Source organism: Ahniella affigens (genome assembly GCF_003015185.1).
GTDB lineage: Bacteria > Pseudomonadota > Gammaproteobacteria > Xanthomonadales > Ahniellaceae > Ahniella > Ahniella affigens.
This window is the reverse complement of sequence record NZ_CP027860.1, coordinates 2,602,993-2,629,605: the sequence shown is the minus strand read 5'-3', so window position 1 is coordinate 2,629,605 and position 26,613 is coordinate 2,602,993. Positions and strand designations below refer to the sequence as shown.

Genomic DNA, 26,613 nt, shown 5'->3' with positions numbered 1-26,613 from the left:
GGCCGGGGCCGCCCCATGCGTGGCTGATTACTTCTTGCCAGCAGCGCCCTTGGCCGGAGCAGCACCCTTCGCAGGGGCAGCGCCCTTGGCCGGAGCGGCACCCTTGGCAGCAGCACCCTTGGCTGGGGCAGCGCCCTTGGCCGGGGCCTTGACGGCCGAGGCTGGCACGGCGGCGGCATCGGCGGCCGGAGCGATTTCTTCCTGCTCCTTGATTTCCTTGGCGATGACGATGGCCAGGTCGTGTTCCTTGCCGAGCTTGAGCGCTGGGATCGACACGCCTTCTGGCAGCTTCACGTCGGACAAGTGGATGATCTCGTTGAGCTTCAGTTCGCTCAGGTCGACTTCCAGGGCTTCCGGGATGTCCTTCGGCAAGCAGTAGATGTCCACTTCGTTCAGCTCATGGGTGATGGTCACACCAGCGAGCTTGCCGGCCGGCGACTTTTCCTGGTTCAGGAAGTGCAGCGGCACAGAGAGGCGCAGCTTTTCGGTTTCCGACACGCGCTGGAAATCAAGGTGCATGATGGTCGGCTTGAACGGGTGACGCTGAATGTCACGCAGCAGCACCTTCTGCACGGCACCGTTGATCTGCATGTGCATGATCGACGAGTAAAACCACTCGTGGGCGGCGTACAGCATGGCGTTCTTGTGGGTCAGCTGGATCGCTTGCGCGTCCTGCTTCGCACCGTACAGAACGGCGGGAACGTTGCCGTCGCGACGGAGGCGGCGGCTCGCACCTTTGCCCTCGGTACCGCGAATTTCGGCTTGAATATCGTGTTGTTTGGCCATGGTCTTTCCAAAATAATGATCTTGCGATCGGGGTGTTCCTGACTTCGCGACCAAAGTCAGGGCTTGCGTTCAAGTGTTGGCTAAGCCACCACTCAGACGATTGGTGCGTCGGTGAACCGAGCGCACGAATCTGTTGTATCAATCAACGTACAAGGAACTCACAGACTCGCCGAATGCGATACGGCGCATCGTTTCAGCGAGCAGCTCGGAGACCGACAATTGCCGGATCTTCGGGCAGCCCTTGGCGGCTTCGGTGAGGGGGATGGTGTCTGTCACCACCAACTCATCGAGCGCCGCGTTGGTCACGTTCTGCACGGCCGGGCCCGAGAGCACCGGATGCGTACAGTAAGCGACCACCCGCTTGGCGCCGCGCTGTTTGAGCGCTGCGGCCGCGGCACACAAGGTGCCAGCGGTATCGACAATGTCGTCGACCAAGACGCAGGTCTTGCCATCGACATCACCGATGATGTTCATCACCGTGGCTTCGTTCGCACGCGGGCGGCGCTTGTCGATGATGGCGAGGTCGGCATCGTCGAGGCGCTTGGCTACTGCGCGGGCGCGAACCACGCCGCCCACATCGGGCGACACCACGATCAGATTATCGGTGCCGTGATGACGCCACACATCGGCGAGCAACACGGGCGAGGCGTAAACGTTATCCATGGGGATATCGAAAAAGCCTTGGATCTGATCGGCGTGCACATCGACCGTTAACACGCGGTCGGTGCCCACGGCTTGCAGCATCTTGGCAGCCACTTTGGCCGTGATCGGCACGCGCGCAGAACGCGGGCGGCGATCCTGCCGGGCATAACCGAAGTAGGGCATGACGGCCGTGACCGAGGCCGCGGAAGCACGCTTTAATGCATCGATCAGCACGCACAACTCCATGAAGTTGTCGGCGGTCGGTGCACACGTGGGCTGCAGGACAAATACTTCCTGACGACGCACGTTTTCTTCGATCTCGATCTGGGCTTCGCCATCCGAGAACTTACCCACGAGTGCCTTACCCAATGGCACGCCCAATTGTCGGCAAACCGACAGCGCCAGCGCGCGATGAGCGTTGCCGGCAAAAACCAGAATTCCGTCAGCTTTCACGGTTCACCCGAGGTGACAACAAAAAGAAGAAATGGCTGGGGCGGAAGGACTCGAACCTACGAATGCGGGAATCAAAATCCCGTGCCTTACCGACTTGGCGACGCCCCAGCACTGGAAGCTTGGTTTTGCCTGATCAGCGCGCTGACAGATTGCGAAGGGCAATATGAAGCGGCGACTGATCGATACCGCGCACACACCAAGTGCGCCAACGTGACGGAGCCTCGGCCTTGATTGCCTCGGCTGCTGTTTGCGAATCGACGCGAACAAACACCGACGAACCACTGCCACTCATGCGCGCATCACCGAAGCGTTTCAGCCAATCGATTGCAGCGCCGATTTCCTGGTAATGGCGCGTTGCCACGGCCTGGAGATCGTTATGAGTCGAAACCCCCTCACGAAGAAGCGAGATTTTGATTGGTGGCGTGTTCCGTGTCAATTCTGGATCGCGAAAAATTTCTGCGGTGGGGACGGTTTCTCCTGGAAAAACGAGGGCATAGCAGGCTGGCCCAAGTTCCAGGGGCTGCAAGGCCTCGCCCACACCTTCAGCAAACGCGCTGTATCCGTGCACAAACACCGGCACATCGGCGCCCAGCTTGAGGCCAATGGCGGCGAGTTCGGTTTCGTTCAGCTTGGTGCCCCAGAGCGCGTTTAACGCGCAGAGCACCGTGGCGGCATCGGAGCTGCCGCCGCCGAGGCCAGCGCCCGCCGGAATGTGTTTCTGTAATTCAATGTCACAGCCGAGCGGGGTGCCGGTGGCGGCTTGCAAGGCGCGGGCGGCGCGAACGCTGAGGTCGTGCTCCGGATCCAGGCCGGGGAGACGGTGCAGCGCCTGGATGACGCCGTCATCGCGGACCTTCAGACCCACCTGATCACACAGATCAATCAGCTGAAAGACGGTCTGCAGCTCGTGATAGCCATCGGCACGGCGGCCGGTGACATGGAGGAACAAATTGATCTTGGCCGGAGCCGGGAACCAAGTCAGGCTCATGGCTGGTTGGCGTTGTCCGGGCTTGGTTCGTCTAGGTTCCAGGTCTGGATCGCGAGGCGCACTTGATACGGCTTCTTCTTCGCGAACACCTTGCCGGGCAGCCAGTGGCCTTGCTGCTCGCGCCAGTCGCGGTAGGTGATGGTCCAGCCGTCGTCGGTGTGCTCCAGCACGCGGCCGTTGGCGTCGTAACGGGTGGTCGCGCTTGGTTCAATCTGCCCGAACAGCCAGCCCTTCAGCGAGCCGACGGGGAGTTCCCAGCCGAGTTCACGCCGGACGAGCTCTTCGGGCGTGCTGGCCATCACGGGCTCTGGCTTGAAGCCTTCGAGCGCACAGCCTTCGGGGCCACCGAGCAACTGCCAGCTCTGGCCGGAAATGGGGGAGCGCAGCGACATGTTGAAGAAGTCGCCGTCCTGCTGCCATTCCAAGCGGCCGCTGCCGCTATCTTGGCCATTGCTGAGCGCGATCTTGCCGCTCAGTTGCCAGTGCGTCGGCACGATGACGGGCGCTGGCGCCACGTCGGCTGCATCAGAAGGCGGGAGGTCGCGTGTTGACTGCGACGCGCACGATGCGAGCAGCGCTACCAATGTCAGCGCTACCAAGGGCAGCGCCAAAACACGCCAACGCTTACAGACCATAGCGCTTCAACGTGTTGATCAGGGCTGGGTCTTCGGGCTGCTGGGCCTTCGCTTCTTCCCATACCAGACGGGCTTCATCCTCGCGGCCGGCCTGCCACAAGGCTTCGCCCAAGTGCGCCGCGATTTCGGCTTCGGCCTGCTTTTCGTAGGCGGCTTTCAGGAGGCTAATGGCCTCGTCCAATTCGCCCATGTGGAATTTGACCCAGCCCATGCTGTCCAGAATCGCGGCATCGTCGGGTTTGAGCACCATGGCCTGCTCGATCAGGCTCAGCGCTTCCTGGTAGCGCTTCGTGTTGTCGGCCAGCGTGTAGCCGAGCGCGTTCAGGGCATCGGCGTTTTCGGGGTCGATTTCGATCAGCCGACGCAGGTCGGCCTCGGCGCCTTTGATGTCGCCGACGTTTTCGTGGCGGAGCGAGCGGGCGTAGAGCAAGTCCTGGTCATCGGGCAGGGCATCCAGGCCGCGATTCAATGCGTCGAGCGCCAGTTTGTCGTCGTTCGCCGTGGCGGCGGATTCCGATTCCAGCAGATAGGTCCGAACCAGCTCCTCGCGATTCAGCGTGCCGGCTTCGCGCAATTGCTCCAGCGTCTTCTGACTGTCGGCGAATTGCGCACCTTGAACTTGGACGGCAGCAATGCGCATCTGGGCTTCAACGAATTCAGCATCGTCCTTGCCAATTTGGCGGTACACGCGAATGGCCTCGGCGGCGTCCTCGGCGAGCTCGGCGCAGGTGCCGAGCAGTTGCAGTCGCTGGGACGGATGCGGCTTGTCCAGGCCAGCCAGGCGCTTGCACGCCGACGTGATGAGCGCTGGGTCTTCAGACTTGGCGGCGTAGGCGAGCTGCACGCCGATCACGTCTTCGTCCTTGCCCGGAAAGGCTTCGAGCACCCGTGCTGCCAGGTCCGTACGGCCTTGAAGGTCTTCGACGGCGGCCAGGCTCAAGCGCAATTCGCGCGAGTCTGGCTTCAGCAGCACGGCCTGTTGCAGGTCGGCGCGAGCGAGTTCGGGGTTCGATTCCTGCACCAGCCGGGCCCGATAGGCGCGCAAAATGGCGTCTTCAGGCGCGCGCTCAATGGCGCTGTCGAGAATATCCCGGGCGAACTCTGGGGCCTTGGCGGTATCGGCAAAGCGGCTATAGGTAATGGCGGCCGCGGCAGTCGGGCTGAGGTCGGCCAGGGTCGACAGGAACGGCAGGATGCGATCGAGGTCGGGCAGCCAGCGCAGGGCTTCGACCATATCGGTCGGGAGTTTGGGGTCGTCCTGACGCGGGGTGATCAGGGCCGTGGCGTCGCTGGTCTTGCCCTTACCCAAGGCCATGGCGGCAGCATAGGCGTCCACCAGCTTGTCGTCGGGCGCCAGTGCGCGCCAGCGGCTGAGCATTTCCGTAGAAACCGCGTCGTTCCGGGCACGCATGGCCGCCCGAAGCGCTGTACGGGCGAGTTCGGGCCGGTCGGACAGGCGGGCGGAGGCGGCCAATTCCAAGGCCACGTCGGCCTCGCGGCCGTCCTGGCGGGCGAATTCGGCGCCGATTCGGGACGCCAGAGCCTTGCCCGGGTTGTCGAGCTGCGATGGCGGCGCCAAGGCAGCTTCTGGGGCGTCGCGCGGGCCGGTGGCGGCGCAGGCCACCAGAAGCCACGGCAGCAGCGTCAAACTCAGCAAACGGGGAATTTGGTGTGGAACGTTCGTCATTTCTTGATCACTCATGACCCGGCAAGGGACAATGCGGGGTCTTACCTATTCATTCTTGCACGACATGCCGATTTTCGCCCTTGGACTCAATCACCAAACCGCGCCGATTCATCTGCGCGAGAAGGTGTCGTTGATGCCCGAGCGGTTCGGTGAGGCATTGAACGCGCTGAAGCGTGAAACGGGGGTTGAGGAAGCGGTATTGGTATCGACCTGCAATCGCACCGAATTATTTCTCAGTGGCGACGAGCGGGCGCTGAACGGCAGTACCGCCTGGCTGCACCGGTATTTTGAACTGAACCCGGGGGCGCTGGACAGCTTTCTGTACTGCCACCGGGACCGGGACGCGATCCGGCATTTGTACCGGGTGGCCTCTGGGCTCGACTCCATGGTGCTGGGCGAGCCCCAGATCCTGGGGCAGGTCAAGAAGGCGCATCTGGAGGCGCGGCAGGCGGGCGTGCTGAAAACGAGCCTGGACCGGTTGTTCCAGTCGGCGTTTTCGGTCGCCAAGCGGGTCCGGACCGAAACAAATCTTGGCGCGTCGCCCGTTTCCGTGGCGTTTTCGGCCGTGCGCCTGGCCACGCGAATCTTTGGCGCGCTGGCCGGGTCGAACACGTTATTGGTCGGCGCGGGCGAGACCATCGAGCTCGTGGCCCGGCACTTGCGCGATCAGGGCGTGCGGCATCTGACGATTGCGAACCGGACGCTGGCGAATGCGCGAGCCTTGGCGGACGAGTTTGAGGCGCGGGCGGTCGCCCTGGCTGACCTCGATCACGTGCTGCCCGAGGCCGACATAGTGGTGGCATGCACGGCGAGCCCCGTGCCAGTTATCAGCAAGATCGCGATTCAAAAAGCGCTGAAGGCGCGGCGGCGCAAGCCAATGCTGGTGCTCGATCTGGGCGTGCCGCGTGACATCGAGCCGGCGGTTGCTGATCTGGAAGACGCATATGTCTACACGGTGGATGATATTGGCGCGATGATCGAAGAGAGCATGAAGTCGCGTCGTGATGCGGCCGATCAAGGCGAGGCCATCATCGACTTGCAGGTCGAGCATTTTCTCGCCTGGCTCAAACTGTTCGACGGTCAGGCGACGATTCGGGCGCTCCGCGAGCAGGCCGAGCGGGAGCGCGATGAGCAGGTGCAGAGGGCGCGCCAGGCGCTGGCGGCTGGGCGTTCGCCTGAGGAAGTTCTTGATTTGCTGGCCCATGGTTTAACCAACAAGTTGCTGCATGCGCCGACCGTGGCGCTGCGCGATGCGGCCAAGCGCGCGGATATGGACTTGCTGCGCGCGGCGGGTCGTTTGTTTGATTTGCACGATTCAGAGAATTCATGAGCCCATCCATTCGTCGCAAATTGGAGGCGCTCGCGGAGCGCAAGGTCGAGGTCGAGCGCTTGTTGGCCAGCCCTGAAGTGCTCGCCGACCAGAATCAGTTTCGGGCGTTGTCGCGCGAGTACGCCGAGCTGAGCCCGATTGCCGATCAGATGGCGGCGTTGGATTCGGCGGAGGCGGGGCTGAGGCAAGCGCGCGTGATGCTGGATGACCCCGAATTGCGGGAGCTTGCTGAGCTTGAGATTTCGGATCTGACCGAGCAGGTCGCGCGTTTGGATCAAGCGCTCAGCCTGATGCTGGTGCCGAAAGATCCGCGTGATGATGCGAGTGTGTTCCTCGAAGTGCGCGCGGGGACGGGCGGTGACGAGGCGGCGATTTTTGCTGGCGACCTGTTTCGCATGTACACGCGCTATGCGGAGCGTCGGCGCTGGTTGGTCGAGGTGCTATCGGCGAATCCGGGTGAGCATGGTGGCTTCAAGGAAGTCGTTGCGCGCGTGGAGGGGCAGGGCGTGTTTGGCTGCCTGAAGTTCGAGTCGGGCACGCATCGCGTGCAGCGGGTGCCGGAGACCGAGGCGCAAGGGCGGATTCACACGTCGGCCGCGACCGTCGCGGTGTTGCCCGAGATGGATTTGATTGACGATGTGACGATCAATCCGGCGGACTTGAAGTTCGATACGTTTCGAGCGTCGGGCGCGGGTGGTCAGCACGTCAATAAGACGGAGTCGGCGATTCGGGTCACGCATCTTCCTTCCGGCATCGTCGTGGAATGCCAAGATGAGCGCTCGCAGCACAAGAATCGGGCGCGGGCGTTGTCGTTGTTGAAGGCGCGCTTGTTGGACGAGCAGCAGCAGAAGCAGACGGCGGCGCAGACCGAGCTTAGACGTTTGCAGGTGGGCTCGGGTGATCGCAGTCAGCGGATCCGGACGTACAATTTTCCGCAAGGACGGCTGACCGATCATCGGATCAATCTGACGCTGTATTCGTTGGAGCAGATCGTGCAGGGTGATCTGGGGCCGGTGATTGAGGCGTTGCAGACTGAGCATCGGGCGGATGAGTTGAAGTTGTTGACTGAGGCGGCTTGAGGGGTTTCTTTTGGGCCCGGAAGCGGTGGTGCTGAAGTGATGCGGTAAGAAGGGCCTTGAAGTTCTTGGGCAAGAAAGCCCTGGATCCCGGTATCCGCTGCGCGGATCCCAGGATGACGGCAATGGATGGTGGTGGCATTGCGGCGAAAGTCTCGAATTGGATCGTGTCGCGAATTGGACGGTTCGTTCCTATGCCATCACAACGGCGATCGCCGCGTATGGCTGGTAGGTTTCTCTTGTCGTCACCCCGGTGCAGCAAACTGTGTGAAAACGTTGGGCCAAGACAGTATTTGGCGTTTCAACTTAGCCTCTGTGCGACTGCAAGAACTTCAATCCCACCCCGGATCAAGCCCGGGGTGACGAGAGGTGGATTGGAATTCCTTGGGAAACCGATCCTTCCAGGCGGTGGATTGGAAATCCTTGGGAAACCGATCCTTCCTGGCGTCTGAAGCATCGGTTTGGCTACGACATACACGCTCGCGATTCGTCGCCCCGGACTTGATCCGGGGCGGGGTTCAAGCTTGCTGCAAGCTGACCCATCGATTGCGCTCATCATCGCTTGCGAACGCGATCGGCTGGGGAGGGTCTGAATAAGTCCATCCTGGACTTTCAGACCCGCAATGAGTCCGGCACGTGTCCGGCCTCATTGCCCCAGAATCAAGCACTTGCGTGCTTGATTCTGGGCGGGCCATCCGTGGCCCGCATCGCCTCTGAACTTGTTCAGAGGCTCCCTAGGTTGATCGAACCGGTCTCTCAGTGTTTTCAAACAGTCTGGCAGGCCGGGGTCCAGGCAGTCTCGCGTCAAGCCCGCACGAAAATGCTCATCCCGGGCGCATTTCACAAGTCTGCCCGAGCGCGGCTTACTCAAAGCTGTTTCGGAACATCGAGTCTTCGATGACGTAGTGAACGGTGGCACTGTGAACGCCGGCGGTCAGAAAGTCAGGTCGGCAAGTGAGCACGTTGCTGATGGGGTTGAGCGCACAGCTGTCTTTGAGCTGGCCGCTCGTTTCGATGAACACAATGCCAATCGGGCCACCACGCAGATTTGCGGTGAGGTTCGGTGGATTGTGGACATTCCCGACGCCGCTAACGGTCGCCTGCATGCTCTGAATGAAGCTCGTATTCGCGAGATTTTGCTCGCTGCGGCTGACGCTCACGGTGGCCGACGAGCCCAGTGATTGCGTTTCGCTTTCGGTGCTGACCTGGCCGCCGCTAATCACTCGCACGGCGGCCGTCCGGTTTCCGCTGACTGCGGTGTCCGGGTAACGGGCGCGCACCACGATCGAAGTCACACTATTGGCCGGCAAGTTTGCGGCTTCACACAGCATGGTGCCGTCGCTGGGCGGCGTGGGCGGCTCGCAAGCCCATCGGCCTGGCGTGTCGCCCGAGAATTCCACTGACTCCAGGATGGCCTCTGATGGGATACTGAAGGTCAAGTTGGTTGCACCAGCGCTTGCTGCATTCACATTCAAGACAATGGTCCAGGCGAACGGCTCACCACCTGCCTCGGGTGCCAGATTGTCGCCACTCAAGGTGACGAGGACGGCGGCCGGAACCATCTGGCTGATGCCGAGGAGCCATGCGGCGAGCGCCATGCGTTTAATGATGGTTGGGTTGCGCGGCATGGGTCAGGGCGCAATCAGAATTGCGGCGCTGGCGGTTGGTGAAGTCAAGGTGCCGGAGCCTACCGTGAGGTTGCTCGTCAGCGTCAGCGTACCTGGAACGAAGCTGCTATTGGTCTTGAGGGAGAGATGAATCGCCGAGTTCGAATTTTGCTCCAGAATGCTGGCGTTGCAATTGATCGCCGCCGTGGCAGGCAAGTAGCGACACGCGTTGGCCCAATTGCCGGTGCCAAACACCGAGACAAACTCAACACCGGCCGGCAAGGTCAGACTGACCGATGCATTGATCAGCGCGCTAAAGCCGCCGGAATTGGTAGCGAGTTGGTAAACGAAATTGCTGCCGACGCGAGCGGTACTTGGCGCCGTTGCGGTGGGGGTCAGGGTGGCCGAGACCGTGACCGGGAGCGATAGGGTATCGGTGAATTGCGCTCCCGAGCTGACCAAGCGCCCGTTGAATGTTTGAGTGCCTGCGGAGTTCCGGGCCGGGCTTTGTAGGACGAAGCTCACCGACACCGCGCCGCCTGCCGGGAAATTGCTGGCACGGCAGACAAAGGTGCCGGTGCTGCCATTTTGAGGAGTGAGGCAGTGGAATGAACCGGCCGAGCTGCCGGTGATGCTCAGGTTGTTATTGACGGAGACGTATTTCTGCGGGATGGCAATGGTGGCCACCACATTCGAACCAGCAACGCCATCGGGATTGGTCAAGTCCAAAACGACTCCTACGGCAGAACCGCCAGCCGTGGCACTGGTCTGCGGTGAGCTGAGATTGATGGTCGGTACGGCCCAAGTGGAAGAACTGGCAGCGAGTAGCAAAGCGAGGTATGGGAATTGGCGACGCATGGTTCGGTCACGCTCCGGCGGTAGGGGACGGGTGGGCGCAAAGGTTCTCAATAGAGCAAAACCCGGAACCGATCGCGTTCCCGCCACGAACGGTGGCTCTAGCGTGTTTTGAGTGCGGTCGAGTATCGGCGCAGCATGTCGCGAAGGTGCCACGATCCCGGAATCCGCGGCGCGGATTCCGGAATAGCGACAATCACGTTTTCCCAAAGACTCTCATCAAACACGCCGTAACCCATTGGTTTTGCAAACCATTAAATTGCGGATCGTGGCGATTCTGACCGCAAGTAACCCCCTCCCCAGCCCTCCCCCGCGATCGCGGGGGAGGGAGCCGGCTCCCTCTCCCACGCGAGTGGGAGCGGGCTGGGGAGAGGGCTACTTGCCACACTGCGCCATCGTAAGAATTGCGCATCGCCGCTGACAGTTTGATGCGCGAATAAGCGCACCAAAGGGGCGGCTGGACTCTCATCAAACATCACCCAAGGCATTGTTTTTGCCTTCATTCCAGCGAAGCAGAATGTGTGAAAACACTAGGGAGCCTCTGAACAAGTTCAGAGGCGATGCGGGCCATGGATGGCCCGCCCAGAATCAAGCACTCAAGTGCTTGATTCTGGGGCATCGAGTCTGGATCTGTGCCGGACTCGATGCGGGTCTGAAAGTCCAGGATGGACTTATTCAGACCCTCCCTAGAAGATTGCGGCGCCGCTCCAATTCGTCATCCCGACGAAAGTCGGGACCCACGGCAATCTGGCCGCGGTGCCGCAAGTATTCTGGATCCCGACTTTCGTCGGGATGACGACAACGTAGTAGGCGCCCCTGCGACGGTGTCAGGCGCCATGAATTCAGCCGCCAAAGCTGTTTCCACACAGTCTAGAAAGCTGGAATCCGTTTTTTGAGGCGACCCGTTTGCGCCAGTCAAAATTGATGCCAGCTTTCCAGAATGCGTGAAAACATCGAAGGAGTGGTTCGAGCAACCCAGGCGATCGCGTTCGGAAGCGATGATGAGCGCAAGCGATGGGTTAGCTTGCCGCGAGCTTGAAACCAACCCCGATCAAGTCCGGGGTGACGAGAGGTGGATTGGAATTCCGTGGGAAACCGCTCCTTTCTAGCGTCTGAAGTAAGGACTTTGACTCGACGGACACTCTCGCGATTCGTCACCCCGAACTTGATCCGGGGCGGGTTTTCGTCGTTTGGGTCAAGCGTTGACGTCGCTGAAACAACGACGACTGTCCGTCCAGCCGAGACAGCTCTGACAACACCTGGATCACGGGGAAGGGGGGCATTGCCGCATCCCCCAAAAAGAAAAAGCGCCTGAGCCAGGCGCTTTTTCCCAAACTCCGTGATGCCTGGCCCGGTCGCGTTGGCACGCCAGCCGGGCTCAGACACCAGAGCGCTTATTCCGTTCGCGACCGGCGGACGCCGAACCAGGCGAACACGGCGACCAGCAGCAGGCCCCAGGCAGAAAGCGTCGGCACCGACACGTTCTGGCGAGCGGCAGCAACCGCGATGGTGAATGTCTGCGGCGCGCTGGTCAGGGCGTGGCCACCGGCATTGGCGTCGTCAGTCACGGTGACGATTGCCGTACCGCGCGTGCCCGTTGGCGTGTACGTCAGATTGCCAACGCCGTCGATCGTCGGTTGCGTGGTGAACAGCGCGTTGTTGTCGTTGCTGACATTGAAGGTCAGGCCCTGCGCGGCATGGAGACCTGCAACTGAATGCGTTGCCGCCATGAGCGGATGCAGAGGTCGTTTTTTAGCTTCTGAAAATTCGGTTTCAACAGAAACGGGTGGCTGGAACTTCAGAGACATTCTCGAAATTGAAACTCGATGTCTGAAAAACAACGGGTTAGGTCGCTAATCCAAGGTATATTCTAGATCATGTCTGTTTCGGAAGTAATTGAAAGTACTGGCTATTCGGACCGAATGCTGGATGGTTTTGTCAATTGTTATGGTTACTTCGGTAATGACGGAAATAACGGATCATTGATGGAAACGACTTTCGTCTGCGTTCGCTCGACGCCCTCTCGCTATTTCGGGGTTCGGGGGAATTGGGGCTTCCGTTGACAGCTAAGGAGGCGGTCAGTGCGTGCATCCCGACAGTTGGCGCTGGGCGCTGGTCTTTGAGACGGTGTGAGCATCATCGGAGCGGGGCTGATTTCGTTGTTTCAGGTAGGTCCTTGGTTGACCTTGGGGACACCAAACTCACCACGCATCAAGTCCGGGGTGACGAGAGGGGGATTTGGCGTCCTGGGGAAACCATTCTGTCCTGCCATCTGGAGTAGCCGCTCTGCCTCGCGACCGACACCCTCGCGATTCGTCACCCCGGACTTGATCCGGGGTGGGTTTCTAGCTCGTGGCGGTCTGACCCATCGATTGCTGACCCAAAGCCCGGGACGCCAGCGCAACTTGAATTGCTCGCTCAACGTTTCCATGCAGGTTGCTGCGCCGAAGTCACGACAACACGGGCGGGTGGCAGCACGATGCGGTTGGTGTGGGATGCGGGAATGGGGCCGTTCCTTCAGTCATGTCATGGCAAAATTCGGACTTAGGGAGCCTCTGAACAAGTTCAGAGGCGATGCGGGCCAAGGATGGCCCGCCCAGAATGAAGCACGCAAGTGCTTGATTCTGGAGCACTGAGTCCGGACACGTGCCGGACTCAGTGCGGGTCTGAAAGTCCAGGATGGACTTGTTCAGACCCGCCTTAGCGGGGATATGCAAATCTGAATCTGGAGCAGGAGTCGTTTGCGCGCTATGGTTTCAAGCTGAATGAGATCGATTGGAATAAATCTGACATGACTGATTTAACCGCGCTGAAAACCGACATCGAGCAAGCTTTTGAAGCCCGTGCCAGCTTGAGTGCCGCCGACTTGGGAGGTCTGAAGCCTGGAATCAACGCGGTCATCAAGGCTCTGGAAACCGGCGTCCTGCGCGTCGCCGAGCCGTCTGATGCTGGTTGGATCACGCACCAGTGGATCAAAAAGGCGGTGCTGCTGTCGTTTCGGACTGAGCAGAACGCGGTGATGCCATCGGCGCCGGCGCCGTATTACGACAAAGTGCCGCTGCGGTATGAGGGTTACGGTCCTGAGCAGTTCGCCGCCGAGGGCGTACGCGTGGTGCCTGGGGCGGTGGTCCGGCGCGGGGCGCACATTGCCCGAGATGTGGTGCTGATGCCGAGCTTCGTCAATATCGGTGCGCATGTGGGCCAGGGCACGATGGTCGATACCTGGGCGACGGTCGGCTCGTGCGCCCAGATCGGCGCGCAGGTGCATCTGTCTGGCGGCGTCGGGATCGGCGGTGTGCTGGAGCCCGTGCAAGCCAATCCGACCATTATCGAGGACGGCTGCTTTATCGGCGCCCGGTCGGAAGTGGTCGAAGGCTTTATTGTTGAACGCGGTTCGGTGATCGGCATGGGCGTGTTCCTCGGCCAGTCGACGCGCGTGTTTGACCGCGAAACTGGCGAGATTCATTATGGTCGGGTGCCGGCTTACAGCGTTGTGGTGCCGGGTTCATTGCCGAGCACCGACGGCAAGTACAGCCTGGCTTGCGCGGTGATCGTCAAGAAGGTCGACGAGAAGACTCGGTCGAAGGTCGGCATCAACGAATTGCTCCGGAACGCGGACTGAGCCATGCCGATTGTCGTTTACGGTCTGAATAACTGTGATACCTGCAAAAAGGCGCGTAAGTGGTTGACAAGTAAGGGTATCGTTCACCACTTCGTGGACTACCGGGAGCACCCGATCCCAGCCGAGGCGCTCAAAGCCTGGGCAGCACAGATTGGGTTTCCGGCGATGATCAACAAAGCCAGCACGACCTGGAAGAACTTGCCGCCGAACCGGAAAAACCCAGGATCGGATCCGGAATATGTGCTGCTGCTGCGCGAGTATCCGACGCTTTTGAAGCGGCCGTTCCTCGATCGCGACGGCGAACTGTTGCTTGGCTTCACCCACGGCACTTACGAGAAGGCCTTCGGAAATGTCTGACCTGACCGAAACCCTGCTGCTGACCCAGGCGCTGTGCGCCCGGAACTCCATCACGCCGAATGACGGTGGCTGTCAGGCACTGGTCGCCGAACGTTTGCGAACGGTCGGGTTTCAGGTGGAATCACTGCGGTTCGGCGAGGTCGACAACCTGTGGGCCTGGCATGGCACGGTCGGGAAGACCTTCGCGTTTTTGGGACATACCGACGTGGTGCCGGTCGGCGACCGCGAAGCCTGGAGCTCTGATCCGTTCGTGCCCGAACTGCGTGACGGGTTGCTGTATGCGCGTGGCGCCGCCGATATGAAGGGCAGTGTCGCGGCCATGGTGATCGCTTTGGAGCGCTATGTCACGGCCCACCCCGAACACTCGGGCATCGTGGGAATCCTGCTGACGAGTGACGAGGAAGGCGTCGCCGAAGACGGCATTCGCCGGGTCGCGGAGACGTTTGTCCAGCGAGGGCAGCGCATCGACTATTGCCTGGTTGGTGAGCCGTCGAGCGACAAACAATTCGGCGACCGAATCCGGATCGGCCGGCGCGGTTCGCTGCACGCGCATATCAAAGTGCGCGGGGTGCAAGGGCACGTGGCGTACCCGGAGAAGGCGCTTAACCCGATTCATCACGCCGCACCAGCATTAGCCGAACTGGCAGCGCGGCGGTGGGACGAGGGGAATCCGCATTTCCCGGCGACCAGCTTTCAAATCTCGAACATTCACTCCGGCACCGGCGCGACCAATATCATTCCCGCGGAGTTGAATCTCGATGCCAACTTCCGGTTTGGTACCGCGTCTCGTGCTGAAGATCTGATGCGTGAGACGGAGACCATTCTGGTCCGGCACAACCTGGATTATCGGATTCGGTGGGTGTTGTCGGGAGCACCCTTTTTGACTGCGCATGGCGACTTGCTGAAGGCGACGCAGGCGGCATTGGTCGCCGAAACCGGTGCCGAGGCACTCGCCGACACGGGCGGTGGTACGTCGGACGGACGCTTCATTGCGCCAATGGGTGCTGAGGTGGTGGAACTTGGGCCGATCAACGCGACGATTCACAAGGTTAATGAGTGTGTGTCGGTTGCCGATCTGGCGCGGCTGGAGCGGGTTTACCTGGATATTCTGAAGCGCATGTTGGGGCCGGCGCGGCGTTGAGCGCGTCGGCGGCAGGAGGCGGCGACCGGTGCGAACGTGCTGTATGTGTCGCGACATCGATCGATTCCCACGGAATTGGAACTATTATCCCCAACGGGGCCACGCAAACCAGCCCAGGGTGCAACCTTGGGTGGGGAGGCATCGCGCAATCATTGCCGCGGCCTGAAGGGACGCCGCATGTGTCGCGACATCGATCGTTTCCCACAGAATTGGAATTATTGGCCCCAACGGGGCCACGCATACCAGCCCAGGGCAACGCCCTGGGGAGACCATGCGTAAGAATCACCGCGTCCTGAAGGGACGCCGCATGGGGTCGCGGCACCGATCGTTTCGTCGGTGATGCGGCGTTCCTTCAGAGCGCCCGATTTGGGGCCCCGCGAACCCAGGGTTTCACCCTGGGCTGGTATGCGACGCCCCTTCTTACTTACCCAGGGTTTCACCCTGGGCTGGTATGCGACGCCCCTTTCGGGGCTCAGTTCAAATGCGTTCTGGTGCAGCACTGGTATGCGGGCGGGCCGTTGGCGCGCATTCGGTGTCCGGGGTCCACATTTGTAAACGGATCACCTTCGGCCAAATGCCGATTGTTGGCCCCAACGGGGCCACGCATACCAGCCCAGGGCAACGCCCTGGGGAGACCAGGCGTAAGAATTGCAGCGTCCTGAAGTGACGCCGCATGGAGCCGCGACACCGATCGAGTCGATGGTGATGCGGCGTTCCTTCAGAACGCCCGAATTGGGGTCCCGCGAACCCAGGGTTTCACCCTGGGCTGGTATGCGACGCCCCTTTCGGGGCTCAGTTCAAATGCGTTCTGGTGTAGCACTGGTATGCCGGCGGGCCGTTGGCGCGCATTCGGTGTCCGGGGTCCACATTTGTATACGGATCACCCTAGGCCAAATGCCGATTGTTGGCCTCAACGGGGCCATGCATACCAGCCCAGGGTGCAACCCTGGGTGGGGAGGCATCGAGCAATCATTGCAGCGTCCTGAAGGGACGCCGCATGGGGTCGCGACACCGATCGTGTCGTCGGTGATGCGGCGTTCCTTCAGAACGCCCGAATTGGGGTCCCGCGAACCCAGGGTTTCACCCTGGGCTGGTATGCGACGCCCCTTCGGGGCTCAGTTCAAATGCGTTCTGGTGTAGCACTGGTATGCGGGCGGGCCGTTGGCGCGCATTCGGTGTCCGGGGTCCACATTTGTATACGGATCACCTTCGGCCAAATGCCGATTGTTGGCCCCAACGGGGCCATGCATACCAGCCTAGGGTGCAACCCTGGGTGGGGAGGCATCGCGCAATCATTGCCGCGCCCTGAAGGGACGCCGCATGGAGCCGCGACATCGATCCTTTCCCACAGAATTGGAATTATTGGCCCCAACGGGGCCATGCATACCAGCCCAGGGCAACGCCCTGGGGAGACCACGCGTAAGAATCACCGCGTCCTGAAGGGACGCCGCATGGAGCCGCGACACCGATCGTTTCCCACAGAATTGGAATTATTGGCCCCAACGGGGCCATGCATACCAGCCCAGGGTGCAACCCTGGGTGGGGAGGTATCGCGCAATCATTGCCGCGTCCTGAAGGGACGCCGCATTGGGTCGCGACACCGATCGAGTCGATGGTGATGCGGCGTTCCTTCAGAACGCCCGAATTGGGGTCCCGCGAACCCAGGGTTTCACCCTGGGCTGGTATGCGACGCCCCTTCGGGGCTCAGTTCAAATGTGTTCTGGTGTAACACTGGTATGCGGGCGGGCCGTTGGCGCGCATTCGGAGTCCGGGGTCCACATTTGTATACTGATCACCTTCGGTCAAATGCCGATTGTTGGCCCCAACGAGGCCACGCAAACCAGCCCAGGGTGCAACCCTGGTTGAGGAGGCATCGCGCAATCATTGCCGCGTCCTGAAGGGGCGCCGCATTGGGTCGCGACACCGATCGTGTCGATGGTGATGTGGCGTTCCTTCAGAACGCCCGAATTGGGGTCCCGCGAACCCAGGGTTGCACCCTGGGCTGGTATGCGACGCCCCTTCGGGGCTCAGTTCAAATGCGTTCTGGTGTAGCACAGGTATGCGGCCGGGCCGCTGGCGCACATTCGGTGTTCGGGGTCCACATTTGTATACGGATCACCTTCGGCCAAATGCCGATTGTTGGCCCCAACGGGGCCACACATACCAGCCCAGGGCAACGCCCTGGGGAGGCCACGCGTAAGAATCACCGCGTCCTGAAGGGACGCCGCATTGAGCCGCGACACCAATTGATTCCCACAGAATTGGAATTATTGGCCCCAACGGGGCCACGCAAACCAGCCCAGGGTGCAACCCTGGTTGAGGAGGCATCGCGCAATCATTGCCGCGTCCTGAAGGGACGCCGCATGGAGCCGCGACATCGATTGATTCCCACAGAATCGGAATGATTGGCCCCAACGGGGCCACGCATACCAGCCCAGGGCAACGCCCTGGGGAGAGCATGCGTAAGAATCACCGCGTCCTGAAGGGACGCCGCATGGGGTCGCGACACCGATCGTGTCGTCGGTGATGCGGCGTTCCTTCAGAACGCTCGAATTGGGGTCCCGCGAACCCAGGGTTTCACCCTGGGCTGGTATGCGACGCCCCTTTGGGGCTCAGTTCAAATGCGTTCTGGTGTAACACTGGTATGCGGGCGGGCCGTTGGCGCGCATTCGGTGTCCGGGGTCCACATTTGTATACGGATCACCTTCGGCCAAATGCCGATTGTTGGCCCCAACGGGGCCATGCATACCAGCCCAGGGTGCAACCCTGGTTGAGGAGGCATCGCGCAATCATTGCCGCGTCCTGAAGGGACGCCGCATGGAGCCGCGACATCGATTGATTCCCACAGAATTGGAATTATTGGCCCCAACGGGGCCACGCATACCAGCCCAGGGCAACGCCCTGGGGAGACCATGCGTAAGAACTACCGCGTCCTGAAGGGACGCCGCATTGGGTCGCGACGAAACAATGACTTACGCCGGAAACTCGGGCGAATGTGCGGGCAAACCGTGACGGCTGTCTACTCGTGTTCAGGCTTCGCCACTACAATTCCCTTTTACCTGCTCCGGATTTGTCATGACCCCCCTCATCTTCGTCACAGGCGGTGTGGTGTCCTCGCTTGGCAAGGGCATTGCATCGGCGTCGTTGGGCGCCATTCTCGAAGCTCGTGGTCTCAAAGTGACCATGATGAAGCTTGATCCCTACATCAACGTCGACCCGGGCACGATGAGCCCGTTTCAGCACGGCGAAGTTTACGTTCTCGATGACGGCGCCGAGACCGATCTCGATCTTGGCCACTACGAACGTTTTGTGTCGACGCACTTGTCGGCCGCGAATGCCATTACCACCGGCAAGATCTACGAATCGGTGATCCGCAAGGAACGCCGGGGTGATTACCTCGGTGCCACCGTCCAGGTGATTCCGCATATCACGGACGAGATCAAGGCCCGCGTCAAAGAAGCGACGGATGGCTTCGACGTGGCGCTGGTCGAAATCGGCGGGACGGTCGGCGACATCGAATCGCAGCCGTTTCTGGAGGCAATTCGGCAGCTTCGCATCGAATATGGCATCGAGAACACCCTGTTCATGCACTTGACCCTGGTGCCCTTCATCAAGGCCGCCGGCGAGATCAAGACCAAGCCGACCCAACACTCGGTCAAGGAACTGCGCAATATCGGTATTCAAGCCGATATTCTGCTGTGCCGCTGCGAGGACGAATTGCCGGATGCCGAACGCCGCAAAATTGCGATGTTCACCAATGTGCCTACTGATGCGGTGATTTCGGCGATCGATTTGCCGAGCATCTATCGGATCCCGATCTGGTTGCACGAGCAGGGTCTCGACAATCTGGTCATCAAACAACTGAAGCTCAATGCCAAGGAATGCGACTTGAGCGATTGGCAGCGCGTCGTCGATTCGGTCGAAAAGCCGACTGATACCGTAGATATCGCGATTGTCGGCAAGTACGTCGAGCACAAGGACGCCTACAAGTCGTTGGGCGAGGCCTTGGTGCACGGCGGCATTCACAACCGGGTCAAGGTCAACCTGCATTGGCTGGAATCGGAGGCGATCGAGTCGGATGGCACCAAGATTCTGGAAGGCTACGACGCGATTCTGGTACCGGGCGGCTTTGGCCAGCGCGGCTTTGAGGGCAAGATTCAGGCGGCGGGTTTTGCGCGGACGCGCAAGGTGCCGTACTTCGGCATTTGCTATGGCATGCATGCGGCCACCGTCGAATTCGCGCGCAATGTCTGCGGATTGGCAGGCGCCAACAGCACCGAAAACGACAAGCAAAGCCCGCATCCGGTGATCGCGCTGATCACGGAGTGGACGACGGCGGGCGGCGACGTCGTGCGTCGCGATGAGCAGTCCGACAAGGGCGGCACCATGCGCCTCGGCGCACAGGAATGCCGCCTGAAGCACGGTACGCTGGCGCGCGAGCTCTATGGCAAGGATGTGATCATCGAGCGTCACCGGCATCGCTTCGAGTTCAACAACCGCTATCGCCAGCAATTGGAAGACCATGGCCTCGTGATCTGCGGCAAGTCGATCGACGACATGTTGGTGGAGATGATCGAGCTCAAGGATCACCCGTGGTTCGTCGCGTGTCAGGCGCACCCTGAATTCATGTCGACCCCGCGGCAATCGCACCCGCTGTTCAAAGGATTTGTCAAAGCGGCCCTTGAACAGAAGCAGCGCGGCAGCAATGTCCGTCAGCTCGTCGCCTGAGGAATTGGCATGCACCTTTGTGGTTTCGAAGTTGGACCGGAACAACCCTTTTTCCTGATTGCTGGGCCGTGCGTCATCGAGTCTCTGCAGCTCGCGATCGATACCGCCGGGCAGCTAAAGGAGATGACGGCAGCGCTCGGCATTCCGTTCATCTACAAGTCCAGCTTCGACAAGGCCAACCGGTCTTCGGGTAAGAGCTTTCGTGGCCCTGGCCTGGAAGCGGGTTTGCAGGTGCTGGCCGAAGTCAAACGCCAAATCAACGTGCCGGTTTTGACGGATGTGCACGAATACACACCGATGCAGGAAGTCGCATCGGTGGTGGATGTGCTGCAAACGCCGGCGTTCCTGTGCCGTCAGACCGATTTCATTTTGAATGTGTGTTCAGTCGGCAAGCCGGTCAATATCAAGAAGGGCCAGTTTCTGGCGCCGTGGGACATGCGCCATGTTGCGGAAAAGGCCAAGTCCACCGGCAATCAGCAGATCATGGTCTGCGAGCGCGGCGTGAGTTTTGGTTACAACAACCTGGTGTCCGACATGCGGTCGCTCGTGGTCATGAAAGACACCGGTTGCCCGGTGGTATTTGACGCCACGCACTCGGTGCAATTGCCGGGCGGGCAGGGCGACAAGTCGGGTGGCCAGCGCGAGTTTGTGCCGGCGCTGGCGCGTGCCGCCGTGGCGGTGGGCGTGTCGGGCTTGTTCATGGAAACCCATCCGGATCCGGAACAGGCGCTTTCGGACGGTCCGAACGCGTGGCCGCTCGGACAAATGCGCGAGTTGCTCGTGCAGCTGCAAGGGTTTGATCGACTGGCGAAGGGATTGTCCGCATGAACTCTGGCCGCCAGCTGGTGCTGCATGGTGCCGCCGGCCGTATGGGCCAAAGCATCATGCGCCTGCTGCCGGAAAGCACGCTGCAGTTGAGTGCCGCATTGGTGCGGCCAGGTTCGGCGTTGGTGGGCGAGCTGGTCAGCAGCCAGATCCACGGTTTTCAGGGCGCAGTCGAGTTTTCGGATGCGTTCGATCCCGATGTTGGCTGCGACGTGCTGGTGGATTTTTCCCATGGCGAGAGTTTCAGCGCCGCGCTCGAACTGGCCCGTTACCGTCGGGCTGCATTTGTCAGTGGCACCACGGGCTTGAATGCGCTTCAGCAGGCCGAACTCGCGCACGCAGCGCAAACCATTCCCGTGCTCTGGGCCGCCAACTTCAGTCTCGGCGTGGCGTTGCTGAGTCGACTCGTACGTGAAGCCAGTCGTGCTCTGGGTCCGAGTGTCGATGTCGAAATTGTCGAGGCGCATCATCGTCACAAGCAGGACGCGCCGTCTGGCACGGCTTTGCATCTGGGGCGGTCGGTGGCAGAAGGCCGCGACGTGGTGCTCGAAACCGTCTCGGTCAACGATCGATCGTCCGCGCCGAGAGCGCGTCGCGAGGGCGAGATCGGCTTTGCGAGTCTGCGTGGTGGCGATATCGTGGGCGAACACACCGTATTGTTTGCGATGCCCGGTGAGCGCTTGAGCCTGAGCCACAGCGCCGGTACGCGCGATCTGTTTGCGCGCGGGGCATTGCGCGCGGCAAGTTGGATCATCGGCCAGCCGCCTGGGCAGTATCGAATGGAAGATGTGCTGGGTTAGAAAATCCATTGGTTCGCAGGTGCAGTGATTTGCGTTGTCTGTATCCAAGTGAATGGCGGACATGCGAGTTTCAGAATCCGATGCACTGCCGCAAGTAGCCCTCTCCCCGGCCCTCTCCCACTCGCGTGGGAGAGGGAGCAATTCTTCCTCCGCCGCGATCGCGGGGAAGGGTTAATTGTGATTGAGATTGACGTCCGGCCAAGCGATTCCTTGCAGCATCCATTGAGCGCTTGCCTATCGGCCACGCAGCTGCTCCAACCCGCGCATGCGCTTTTGTGCAAAGTCCCAGTGCTCACGCGTGATCGCGGCCAGCAGTGCCTCGCAGACCGCCATCAGTGCTGCCGACGAGTCCCAGACCGATGGCACCACCACGCGTGCTGGCAAGACGTGTTTTGCATGCTTTGAAATGGGCGATAGCCATTGGTCGGTAATCAGCAGCACCCGCACCTGCCGCGCCGACGCGAGCTCAGCGAGACGAAGCAGTGACGCCTGGTAGCGGCGAATGTCGAAAATCAGCAACACATCATGCTGATCCATGTCGAGCAATTGATCCTGCCAGTTCGATTCCTGATCCTGCAGATGCGCCACATCCGGACGGATGATGCGCATCTGTACCGACAGGTAGCGGGCAAGGGCATCGGTAAATCGGCCACCGATCAGGTGGACACGGTTCTTGCGGTTGCCGAGCAACTTGACGACGGCGTCGAACTCATGCGTGGCCAAATTCGCGAACGTTTCTTCGATATTGCGCGCGATTGCTGCGGCCATTGCTTGATAGGGGTTGCTGGGTTCAGTGGGCTCGGTGTCGCGTTCGCTGAGCGCTGACTTTTGCAATGGCGAGCTTAATTGCGCCGTGAGCTCGCCACGCAAGCGCTTCTGGAATTCGACATAGGATTCGAAGCCTAGTCGCGCCACCATGCGCAGTACGGTCGGGGTGCTGACGCCGACCTGTTTGGCAAGATCGGTCGCGCTTTGGAGGCCAGCCATGGGGTAGTCGGCCAATAGTCGATGCGCGACCCGGCGCTCGGTCATCGGAAAACTGCCGAGGCTTTCGCGAAGCTGGTCCACCACGGTCTGCGTCATGTGTCGCCTGCTGCCTTCCAGTTGTTGCCCACCGTGCTGTCTGAACGAAGGTCTCAGGCGGATTTGTAGAGGACCTGTGACAAAACAGTTGACAGCGTGGGACATTTGTACGATATCTTTCCGAAGTCTGCAATGGACTTGGTTTTGTAACGATCATTACAGTCGTGAAGAGGCTCGCTGATCATGCTGGGAGACGCACGTGCCAATGCCGCCGCGGCGGTCGCGATCCTGAATCGCGACGGCAAGGGGCCCGTGGTGCTGATCTGCGAGCATGCGAGCAATTTCATCCCGCTCAATTACGAGCGGCTTGGCGTGTCGATGGCTGATCTGCAGCGGCACATCGCATGGGACATCGGCGCTCTGGGGCTTTCTGAGCAACTGTCGGCACTCCTGGATGCGCCGTTGGTATTTGCCACACATTCGCGCCTGCTGTTGGACTTGAATCGCGATCCCAGTGCGCCGGATTCGATCGTCACCGAGAGCGAGAACATTGCGGTTCCGGGCAATCGAGATTTGCCTGACGCTGAGCGGCAGCATCGCGCCGACTGGCTCTATCGACCGTTTCATGCCGAGATTGACGCGTTGATCGACGAGCGTCTGGGTCAAGGTCTGCCAACGGCGGTCATTTCGATTCACTCCTTTACGCCTGTGTATCTGGGCGTTCCCCGACCGTGGCAGATTGGAGTGATCAGTCGCGAAGACCGGCGGCTGTCGGACCGAATTCTGCACGCACTGGCACGGGACGAATCACTGTCCGTGGGTGACAACCAGCCGTACACGCCAGCGCAACGGGTGTACCACAGCATTGAACGCCATGCCGAGCAGCGCGGATTGCCGGGGGCGATGATCGAAGTTCGGAACGATCAGATCGAGAGTCGGATCGGGCAGATGCAATGGGCCGGTCGGCTCGCACATGATTTCAGAGTGGCACTGGATGGATTTTTCAGCAACGCCGCGTTACCCGCGCGGCGCCTTTCCATAGATACCGTTAATCACTAGCCGGGGGATCGCATGTCGGAAGCAGCGGGCGTTACCTACACCAAAGTTGATCAGAGCTATTTCGAAAAACGTGGCTTGCGCCGATACGCCGGGGTGTGGTCGCTCTGGGCGCTAGGCGTCGGGGCGGTCATCTCCGGGCATTTCTCAGGCTGGAATTTTGGCCTGGCCAATGGCTGGGGCAGCATGTTTGTGGCGACGGTCATCATCTCGGTGATGTATCTCGGATTGACGTTCTGCCTGGCCGAACTATCCCCGGCGTTGCCGCACACGGGCGGCGCCTACTCCTTCGCGCGTACCGCGATGGGGCCTTGGGGTGGATTCCTGACGGGCCTGTCTGAAAATGTTGAATACGTGCTGACGCCTGCCGTCATCGTGTTCTTCATTGGCAGCTACATGGGCAGCATTGTCGGGACCGCACCCGAGATGCAGCCGCTCTGGTGGATCGGATTTTACATCCTGTTTGTCGGGCTCAATATCGTCGGGGTCGAATTGTCGTTCCGCGTTGGGCTCGTGGTGACATTGCTCGCGCTGGCGTGTCTGGTCGCGTTCTGGATCCTGTCGGTTGGGCACCTCGACTTCAACCGCTGGGCGATGAACGTTGGCCCAGGCGGCGTGGAATTGCCAGAAGGTAATGGGCCGTTTCTGCCCAACGGCATTGCGGGCGTGCTCGCCGGTCTGCCGTTTGCGGTGTGGCTGTTCCTAGCGATCGAGCAGCTGCCGCTGGCGGCTGAGGAGTCGGTCGATCCGAAGCGTGATATGCCGAAGGGGATTCTGGCTGGCATGTTCACACTGATCATCTCGGCGTTCATGATTCTGTGGTTGAATGCCTCGGTCGCGGGCGTTGGATCATTCAAACTCGGTACGTCGGCCGAGCCACTGCTGGATGGCTTGCGCGCGCTGCTGGGGGAGGGCTCCAATGTGGCCGCCGTGCTGGCGTTGGTCGCTGTACTCGGTTTGGTTGCGAGCTTCCATACGATCATTTTCGCGAAGGGTCGGCAGATTTACTCCCTGAGCCGAGCGGGCTACTTCCCGTCCGGTTTGTCGGTCACCCATGGCACGCGCAAAACCCCGCATGTGGCGATGGTTGGCGGCAGCTTGGTCGCGTTGGCGGTAATGTTTGCGCTGTGGTTTGGCCTGGGCGCCGAAAATGGCGGCAAGATCATTGGTGGCGTGTTGCTCAACATGGCCGTGTTTGGCGCGATGTTTTCGTATTTCATGCAGGCGCTGTCGTTCATCCTGTTGCGAGTCAAGCGGCCCAACATGACGCGTCCGTACAAGAGCCCGTTCGGGATTCTAGGCGCGGCACTGACGATGATCATTTCGGTCGTCACGCTGTATGTGCAAGTCACTGGTGACGCGGCCTACCGCCAAGGTGTGGTGTACGTCGCGGTGTGGTTTGTGCTGTGCATTCTGTACTTCCTGTTTGTGGGTCGGCACAAGCTGATCCTGTCGCCGGAAGAGGAATTCGCGCTCGACAAGAACGCGTCGGCGCATTGATCGTGCGTCGCCAACACTAGACATGACGTAGTGCTCGGGCGCGCGTTCTGCATCAGGCGGGGCGCGCGCCGCAACGGGAATCCGAGATCAGGCAGACCAGGAGAGGGCAATGGCAGCAGCGTTGAGCTTCGAGGCATTGAAGCAGGCAGTAGCGGCAGGGACGATCGACACGGTGTTGGCGTGCATGGTCGATATGCAAGGGCGGCTGGTCGGCAAGCGGTTTCAGGCAGAGTATTTTGTCGACAGCGCGTATGAAGAAACGCATTGCTGCAATTACTTGCTGGCTGACGATATCGATATGGAGCCGGTGCCGGGTTACCAGGCGGCGAGTTGGAGCAAAGGCTACGGCGATTTCGTGCTGAAGCCGGACTTGTCGACGCTGCGCTTGACGCCCTGGCTGGAAGGCACCGCGTTAGTGCTTTGCGATGTGCTGGATCACCACACCCATGCCGATTTGCCGCACAGTCCGCGCGCGATGTTGAAGCGCCAGATCGCACGGCTGACCGAGCGTGGATTCCTGGGCATGTTCGCGTCGGAGCTCGAGTTTTATCTGTTTGATGAGAGCTACGAGTCGATCCGCGAGGGACACTACGCGAACCCCAAGACCGCCGGGCACTACATCGAGGACTACAACATCCTGCAGACCACGCGCGAGGAAGGCGTCATGCGCGCGATGCGCAAGGGATTGCAGGCCGCCGGGATCCCGGTCGAAAACTCGAAAGGCGAGTGGGGGCCGGGACAGGAGGAGATCAATATCCGCTACTGCGATGCGCTGACGATGGCAGATCGGCATGCGATCCTGAAGAATGCCTGCAAGGAAATCGCGATGCTGCAGGGCAAGGCGATTACGTTCATGGCGAAGTGGCGCTACGACTTGGCGGGATCCAGCAGTCATATCCACAATTCGCTGTGGGACCTGGAGGGCAAGACCTCGAAATTCTTTGACCCCAATGCGCCATACGGCATGTCTGCACTGATGCGGTCTTGGGTCGCTGGGCAGATCAAGTATGCCCGTGACATCACCTGGTTTCTGGCGCCGTACATCAACTCGTACAAGCGTTTCCAGGTCGGGACGTTTGCGCCGACTCGGGCGGTTTGGAGCCGCGACAACCGCACGGCCGGATTTCGGCTGTGCGCCGAGGGCAGTAAAGGCATTCGGATCGAATGCCGAATCGGTGGCGCCGACTTGAACCCGTATCTGGCCTACACCGGATTGATCGCCGCGGGCCTTGCCGGGATCGATGAACAACTCGAACTGCCAGCGCCTTTTGAGGGCGATGCCTACTATGGTGCCAGTCTGCCGGAGGTGCCAAAGACTTTGCGCGCGGCAGCGGATGCTCTGGCCGGGTCCAGCATGTTGCGGCAAGCACTCGGCGACGAAGTGGTTGAGCACTATCACCACACCGCCGAATGGGAACAGTTCGAGTACGACCGCCGCGTCACCGACTGGGAACTGAAGCGCGGCTTTGAGCGCTATTGACCCGATGCTTTGGCTGTTGAAC

Annotated in this window: 20 protein-coding genes and 1 tRNA gene; 11 read left to right on the top strand and 10 right to left on the bottom strand. The window is 60.6% G+C overall.

Going from position 1 to position 26,613, the window contains the following annotated elements; translation table 11 throughout:
- Positions 1-27: 27 nt before the first annotated feature.
- From C7S18_RS10105 to C7S18_RS10080, 6 genes are all read right to left on the bottom strand, one after another.
- Positions 28-786, bottom strand: coding sequence for a 50S ribosomal protein L25/general stress protein Ctc (locus tag C7S18_RS10105; protein ID WP_106891447.1), 759 nt, complete (start codon positions 784-786; stop codon positions 28-30).
- Positions 787-924: 138 nt separating this feature from the next.
- The gene (locus C7S18_RS10100; RefSeq protein WP_106891446.1) at positions 925-1,881 is read right to left on the bottom strand and encodes a ribose-phosphate diphosphokinase; all 957 of its coding nucleotides are present in this window, start codon (positions 1,879-1,881) and stop codon (positions 925-927) included.
- 32 nt (positions 1,882-1,913) lie between these two features.
- Positions 1,914-1,989 (bottom strand) — tRNA-Gln (locus tag C7S18_RS10095).
- Between the two features lie 25 nt (positions 1,990-2,014).
- Positions 2,015-2,869, bottom strand: coding sequence for a 4-(cytidine 5'-diphospho)-2-C-methyl-D-erythritol kinase (gene ispE, locus C7S18_RS10090; RefSeq protein ID WP_106891445.1), 855 nt, complete (start codon positions 2,867-2,869; stop codon positions 2,015-2,017).
- Complete coding sequence (gene lolB, locus C7S18_RS10085; RefSeq protein ID WP_106891444.1) at positions 2,866-3,504, bottom strand: lipoprotein insertase outer membrane protein LolB; 639 nt, start codon at positions 3,502-3,504, stop codon at positions 2,866-2,868. The genes ispE and lolB overlap by 4 nt, the downstream gene beginning before the upstream one ends.
- Positions 3,494-5,191: a tetratricopeptide repeat protein gene (locus C7S18_RS10080; protein ID WP_170113208.1), complete on the bottom strand. Its 1,698-nt coding sequence runs from the start codon at positions 5,189-5,191 to the stop codon at positions 3,494-3,496. Before C7S18_RS10080 ends, lolB begins: the two co-directional genes overlap by 11 nt.
- A 64-nt stretch (positions 5,192-5,255) precedes the next feature.
- Between C7S18_RS10080 and hemA the strand changes: the two genes are divergently transcribed.
- Positions 5,256-6,521 (top strand): glutamyl-tRNA reductase, encoded by a 1,266-nt coding sequence (hemA, locus tag C7S18_RS10075; protein WP_106891442.1) that lies wholly within the window; start codon positions 5,256-5,258, stop codon positions 6,519-6,521.
- A complete protein-coding gene (gene prfA, locus C7S18_RS10070; protein ID WP_106891441.1) occupies positions 6,518-7,600 on the top strand; it encodes a peptide chain release factor 1 in 1,083 nt (360 codons plus the stop codon). Before hemA ends, prfA begins: the two co-directional genes overlap by 4 nt.
- 860 nt (positions 7,601-8,460) lie before the next feature.
- Here prfA and C7S18_RS10065 read toward each other — a convergent pair.
- The 3 genes from C7S18_RS10065 to C7S18_RS10055 all read right to left on the bottom strand — a co-directional run bounded on the left by C7S18_RS10065 (position 8,461) and on the right by C7S18_RS10055 (position 11,789).
- The gene (locus C7S18_RS10065; RefSeq protein WP_106891440.1) at positions 8,461-9,225 is read right to left on the bottom strand and encodes a hypothetical protein; all 765 of its coding nucleotides are present in this window, start codon (positions 9,223-9,225) and stop codon (positions 8,461-8,463) included.
- A gap of 3 nt (positions 9,226-9,228) precedes the next feature.
- Positions 9,229-10,062 carry a hypothetical protein gene (locus C7S18_RS10060; protein ID WP_146151853.1) on the bottom strand — a complete coding sequence of 278 codons (834 nt, stop codon included), beginning with the start codon at positions 10,060-10,062 and terminating at the stop codon, positions 9,229-9,231.
- Positions 10,063-11,453: 1,391 nt separating this feature from the next.
- Complete coding sequence (locus C7S18_RS10055) at positions 11,454-11,789, bottom strand: hypothetical protein (protein ID WP_106891438.1); 336 nt, start codon at positions 11,787-11,789, stop codon at positions 11,454-11,456.
- Between the two features lie 1,061 nt (positions 11,790-12,850).
- On the opposite strand from C7S18_RS10055, the gene dapD reads away from it, so the two are divergent.
- From dapD to dapB, 6 genes are all read left to right on the top strand, one after another.
- A complete protein-coding gene (dapD, locus tag C7S18_RS10050; protein WP_106891437.1) occupies positions 12,851-13,681 on the top strand; it encodes a 2,3,4,5-tetrahydropyridine-2,6-dicarboxylate N-succinyltransferase in 831 nt (276 codons plus the stop codon).
- A 3-nt stretch (positions 13,682-13,684) separates the two neighbouring features.
- The gene (locus tag C7S18_RS10045) at positions 13,685-14,038 is read left to right on the top strand and encodes a Spx/MgsR family RNA polymerase-binding regulatory protein (protein WP_106891436.1); all 354 of its coding nucleotides are present in this window, start codon (positions 13,685-13,687) and stop codon (positions 14,036-14,038) included.
- Positions 14,031-15,179, top strand: a complete 1,149-nt coding sequence (gene dapE / locus C7S18_RS10040) for a succinyl-diaminopimelate desuccinylase (RefSeq protein ID WP_106891435.1) — start codon at positions 14,031-14,033, stop codon at positions 15,177-15,179. The genes C7S18_RS10045 and dapE overlap by 8 nt, the downstream gene beginning before the upstream one ends.
- Positions 15,180-18,254: 3,075 nt before the next feature.
- A complete protein-coding gene (pyrG, locus tag C7S18_RS10035; protein ID WP_106891434.1) occupies positions 18,255-19,907 on the top strand; it encodes a CTP synthase in 1,653 nt (550 codons plus the stop codon).
- A gap of 9 nt (positions 19,908-19,916) precedes the next feature.
- Complete coding sequence (gene kdsA / locus C7S18_RS10030; protein WP_106891433.1) at positions 19,917-20,735, top strand: 3-deoxy-8-phosphooctulonate synthase; 819 nt, start codon at positions 19,917-19,919, stop codon at positions 20,733-20,735.
- Positions 20,732-21,532, top strand: a complete 801-nt coding sequence (gene dapB, locus C7S18_RS10025) for a 4-hydroxy-tetrahydrodipicolinate reductase (RefSeq protein WP_106891432.1) — start codon at positions 20,732-20,734, stop codon at positions 21,530-21,532. The genes kdsA and dapB overlap by 4 nt, the downstream gene beginning before the upstream one ends.
- Positions 21,533-21,766: 234 nt before the next feature.
- On the opposite strand, the gene C7S18_RS10020 is transcribed toward dapB, so the two are convergent.
- Entirely contained in the window at positions 21,767-22,615 is an 849-nt protein-coding gene (locus C7S18_RS10020) for a MurR/RpiR family transcriptional regulator (protein WP_106891431.1), read from the bottom strand.
- Positions 22,616-22,798: 183 nt separating this feature from the next.
- Here C7S18_RS10020 and C7S18_RS10015 point away from each other — a divergent pair, with 183 nt between their 5' ends.
- The 3 genes from C7S18_RS10015 (at position 22,799) to C7S18_RS10005 (ending at position 26,591) form a co-directional block, all read left to right on the top strand.
- A complete protein-coding gene (locus C7S18_RS10015; RefSeq protein WP_106891430.1) occupies positions 22,799-23,614 on the top strand; it encodes an N-formylglutamate amidohydrolase in 816 nt (271 codons plus the stop codon).
- A gap of 12 nt (positions 23,615-23,626) precedes the next feature.
- A complete protein-coding gene (locus tag C7S18_RS10010; RefSeq protein ID WP_106891429.1) occupies positions 23,627-25,111 on the top strand; it encodes an amino acid permease in 1,485 nt (494 codons plus the stop codon).
- A 109-nt stretch (positions 25,112-25,220) separates the two neighbouring features.
- On the top strand, positions 25,221-26,591 hold the full coding sequence (locus C7S18_RS10005) for a glutamine synthetase family protein (protein ID WP_106891428.1): 1,371 nt from the start codon (positions 25,221-25,223) through the stop codon (positions 26,589-26,591).
- Positions 26,592-26,613 lie beyond the last annotated feature (22 nt).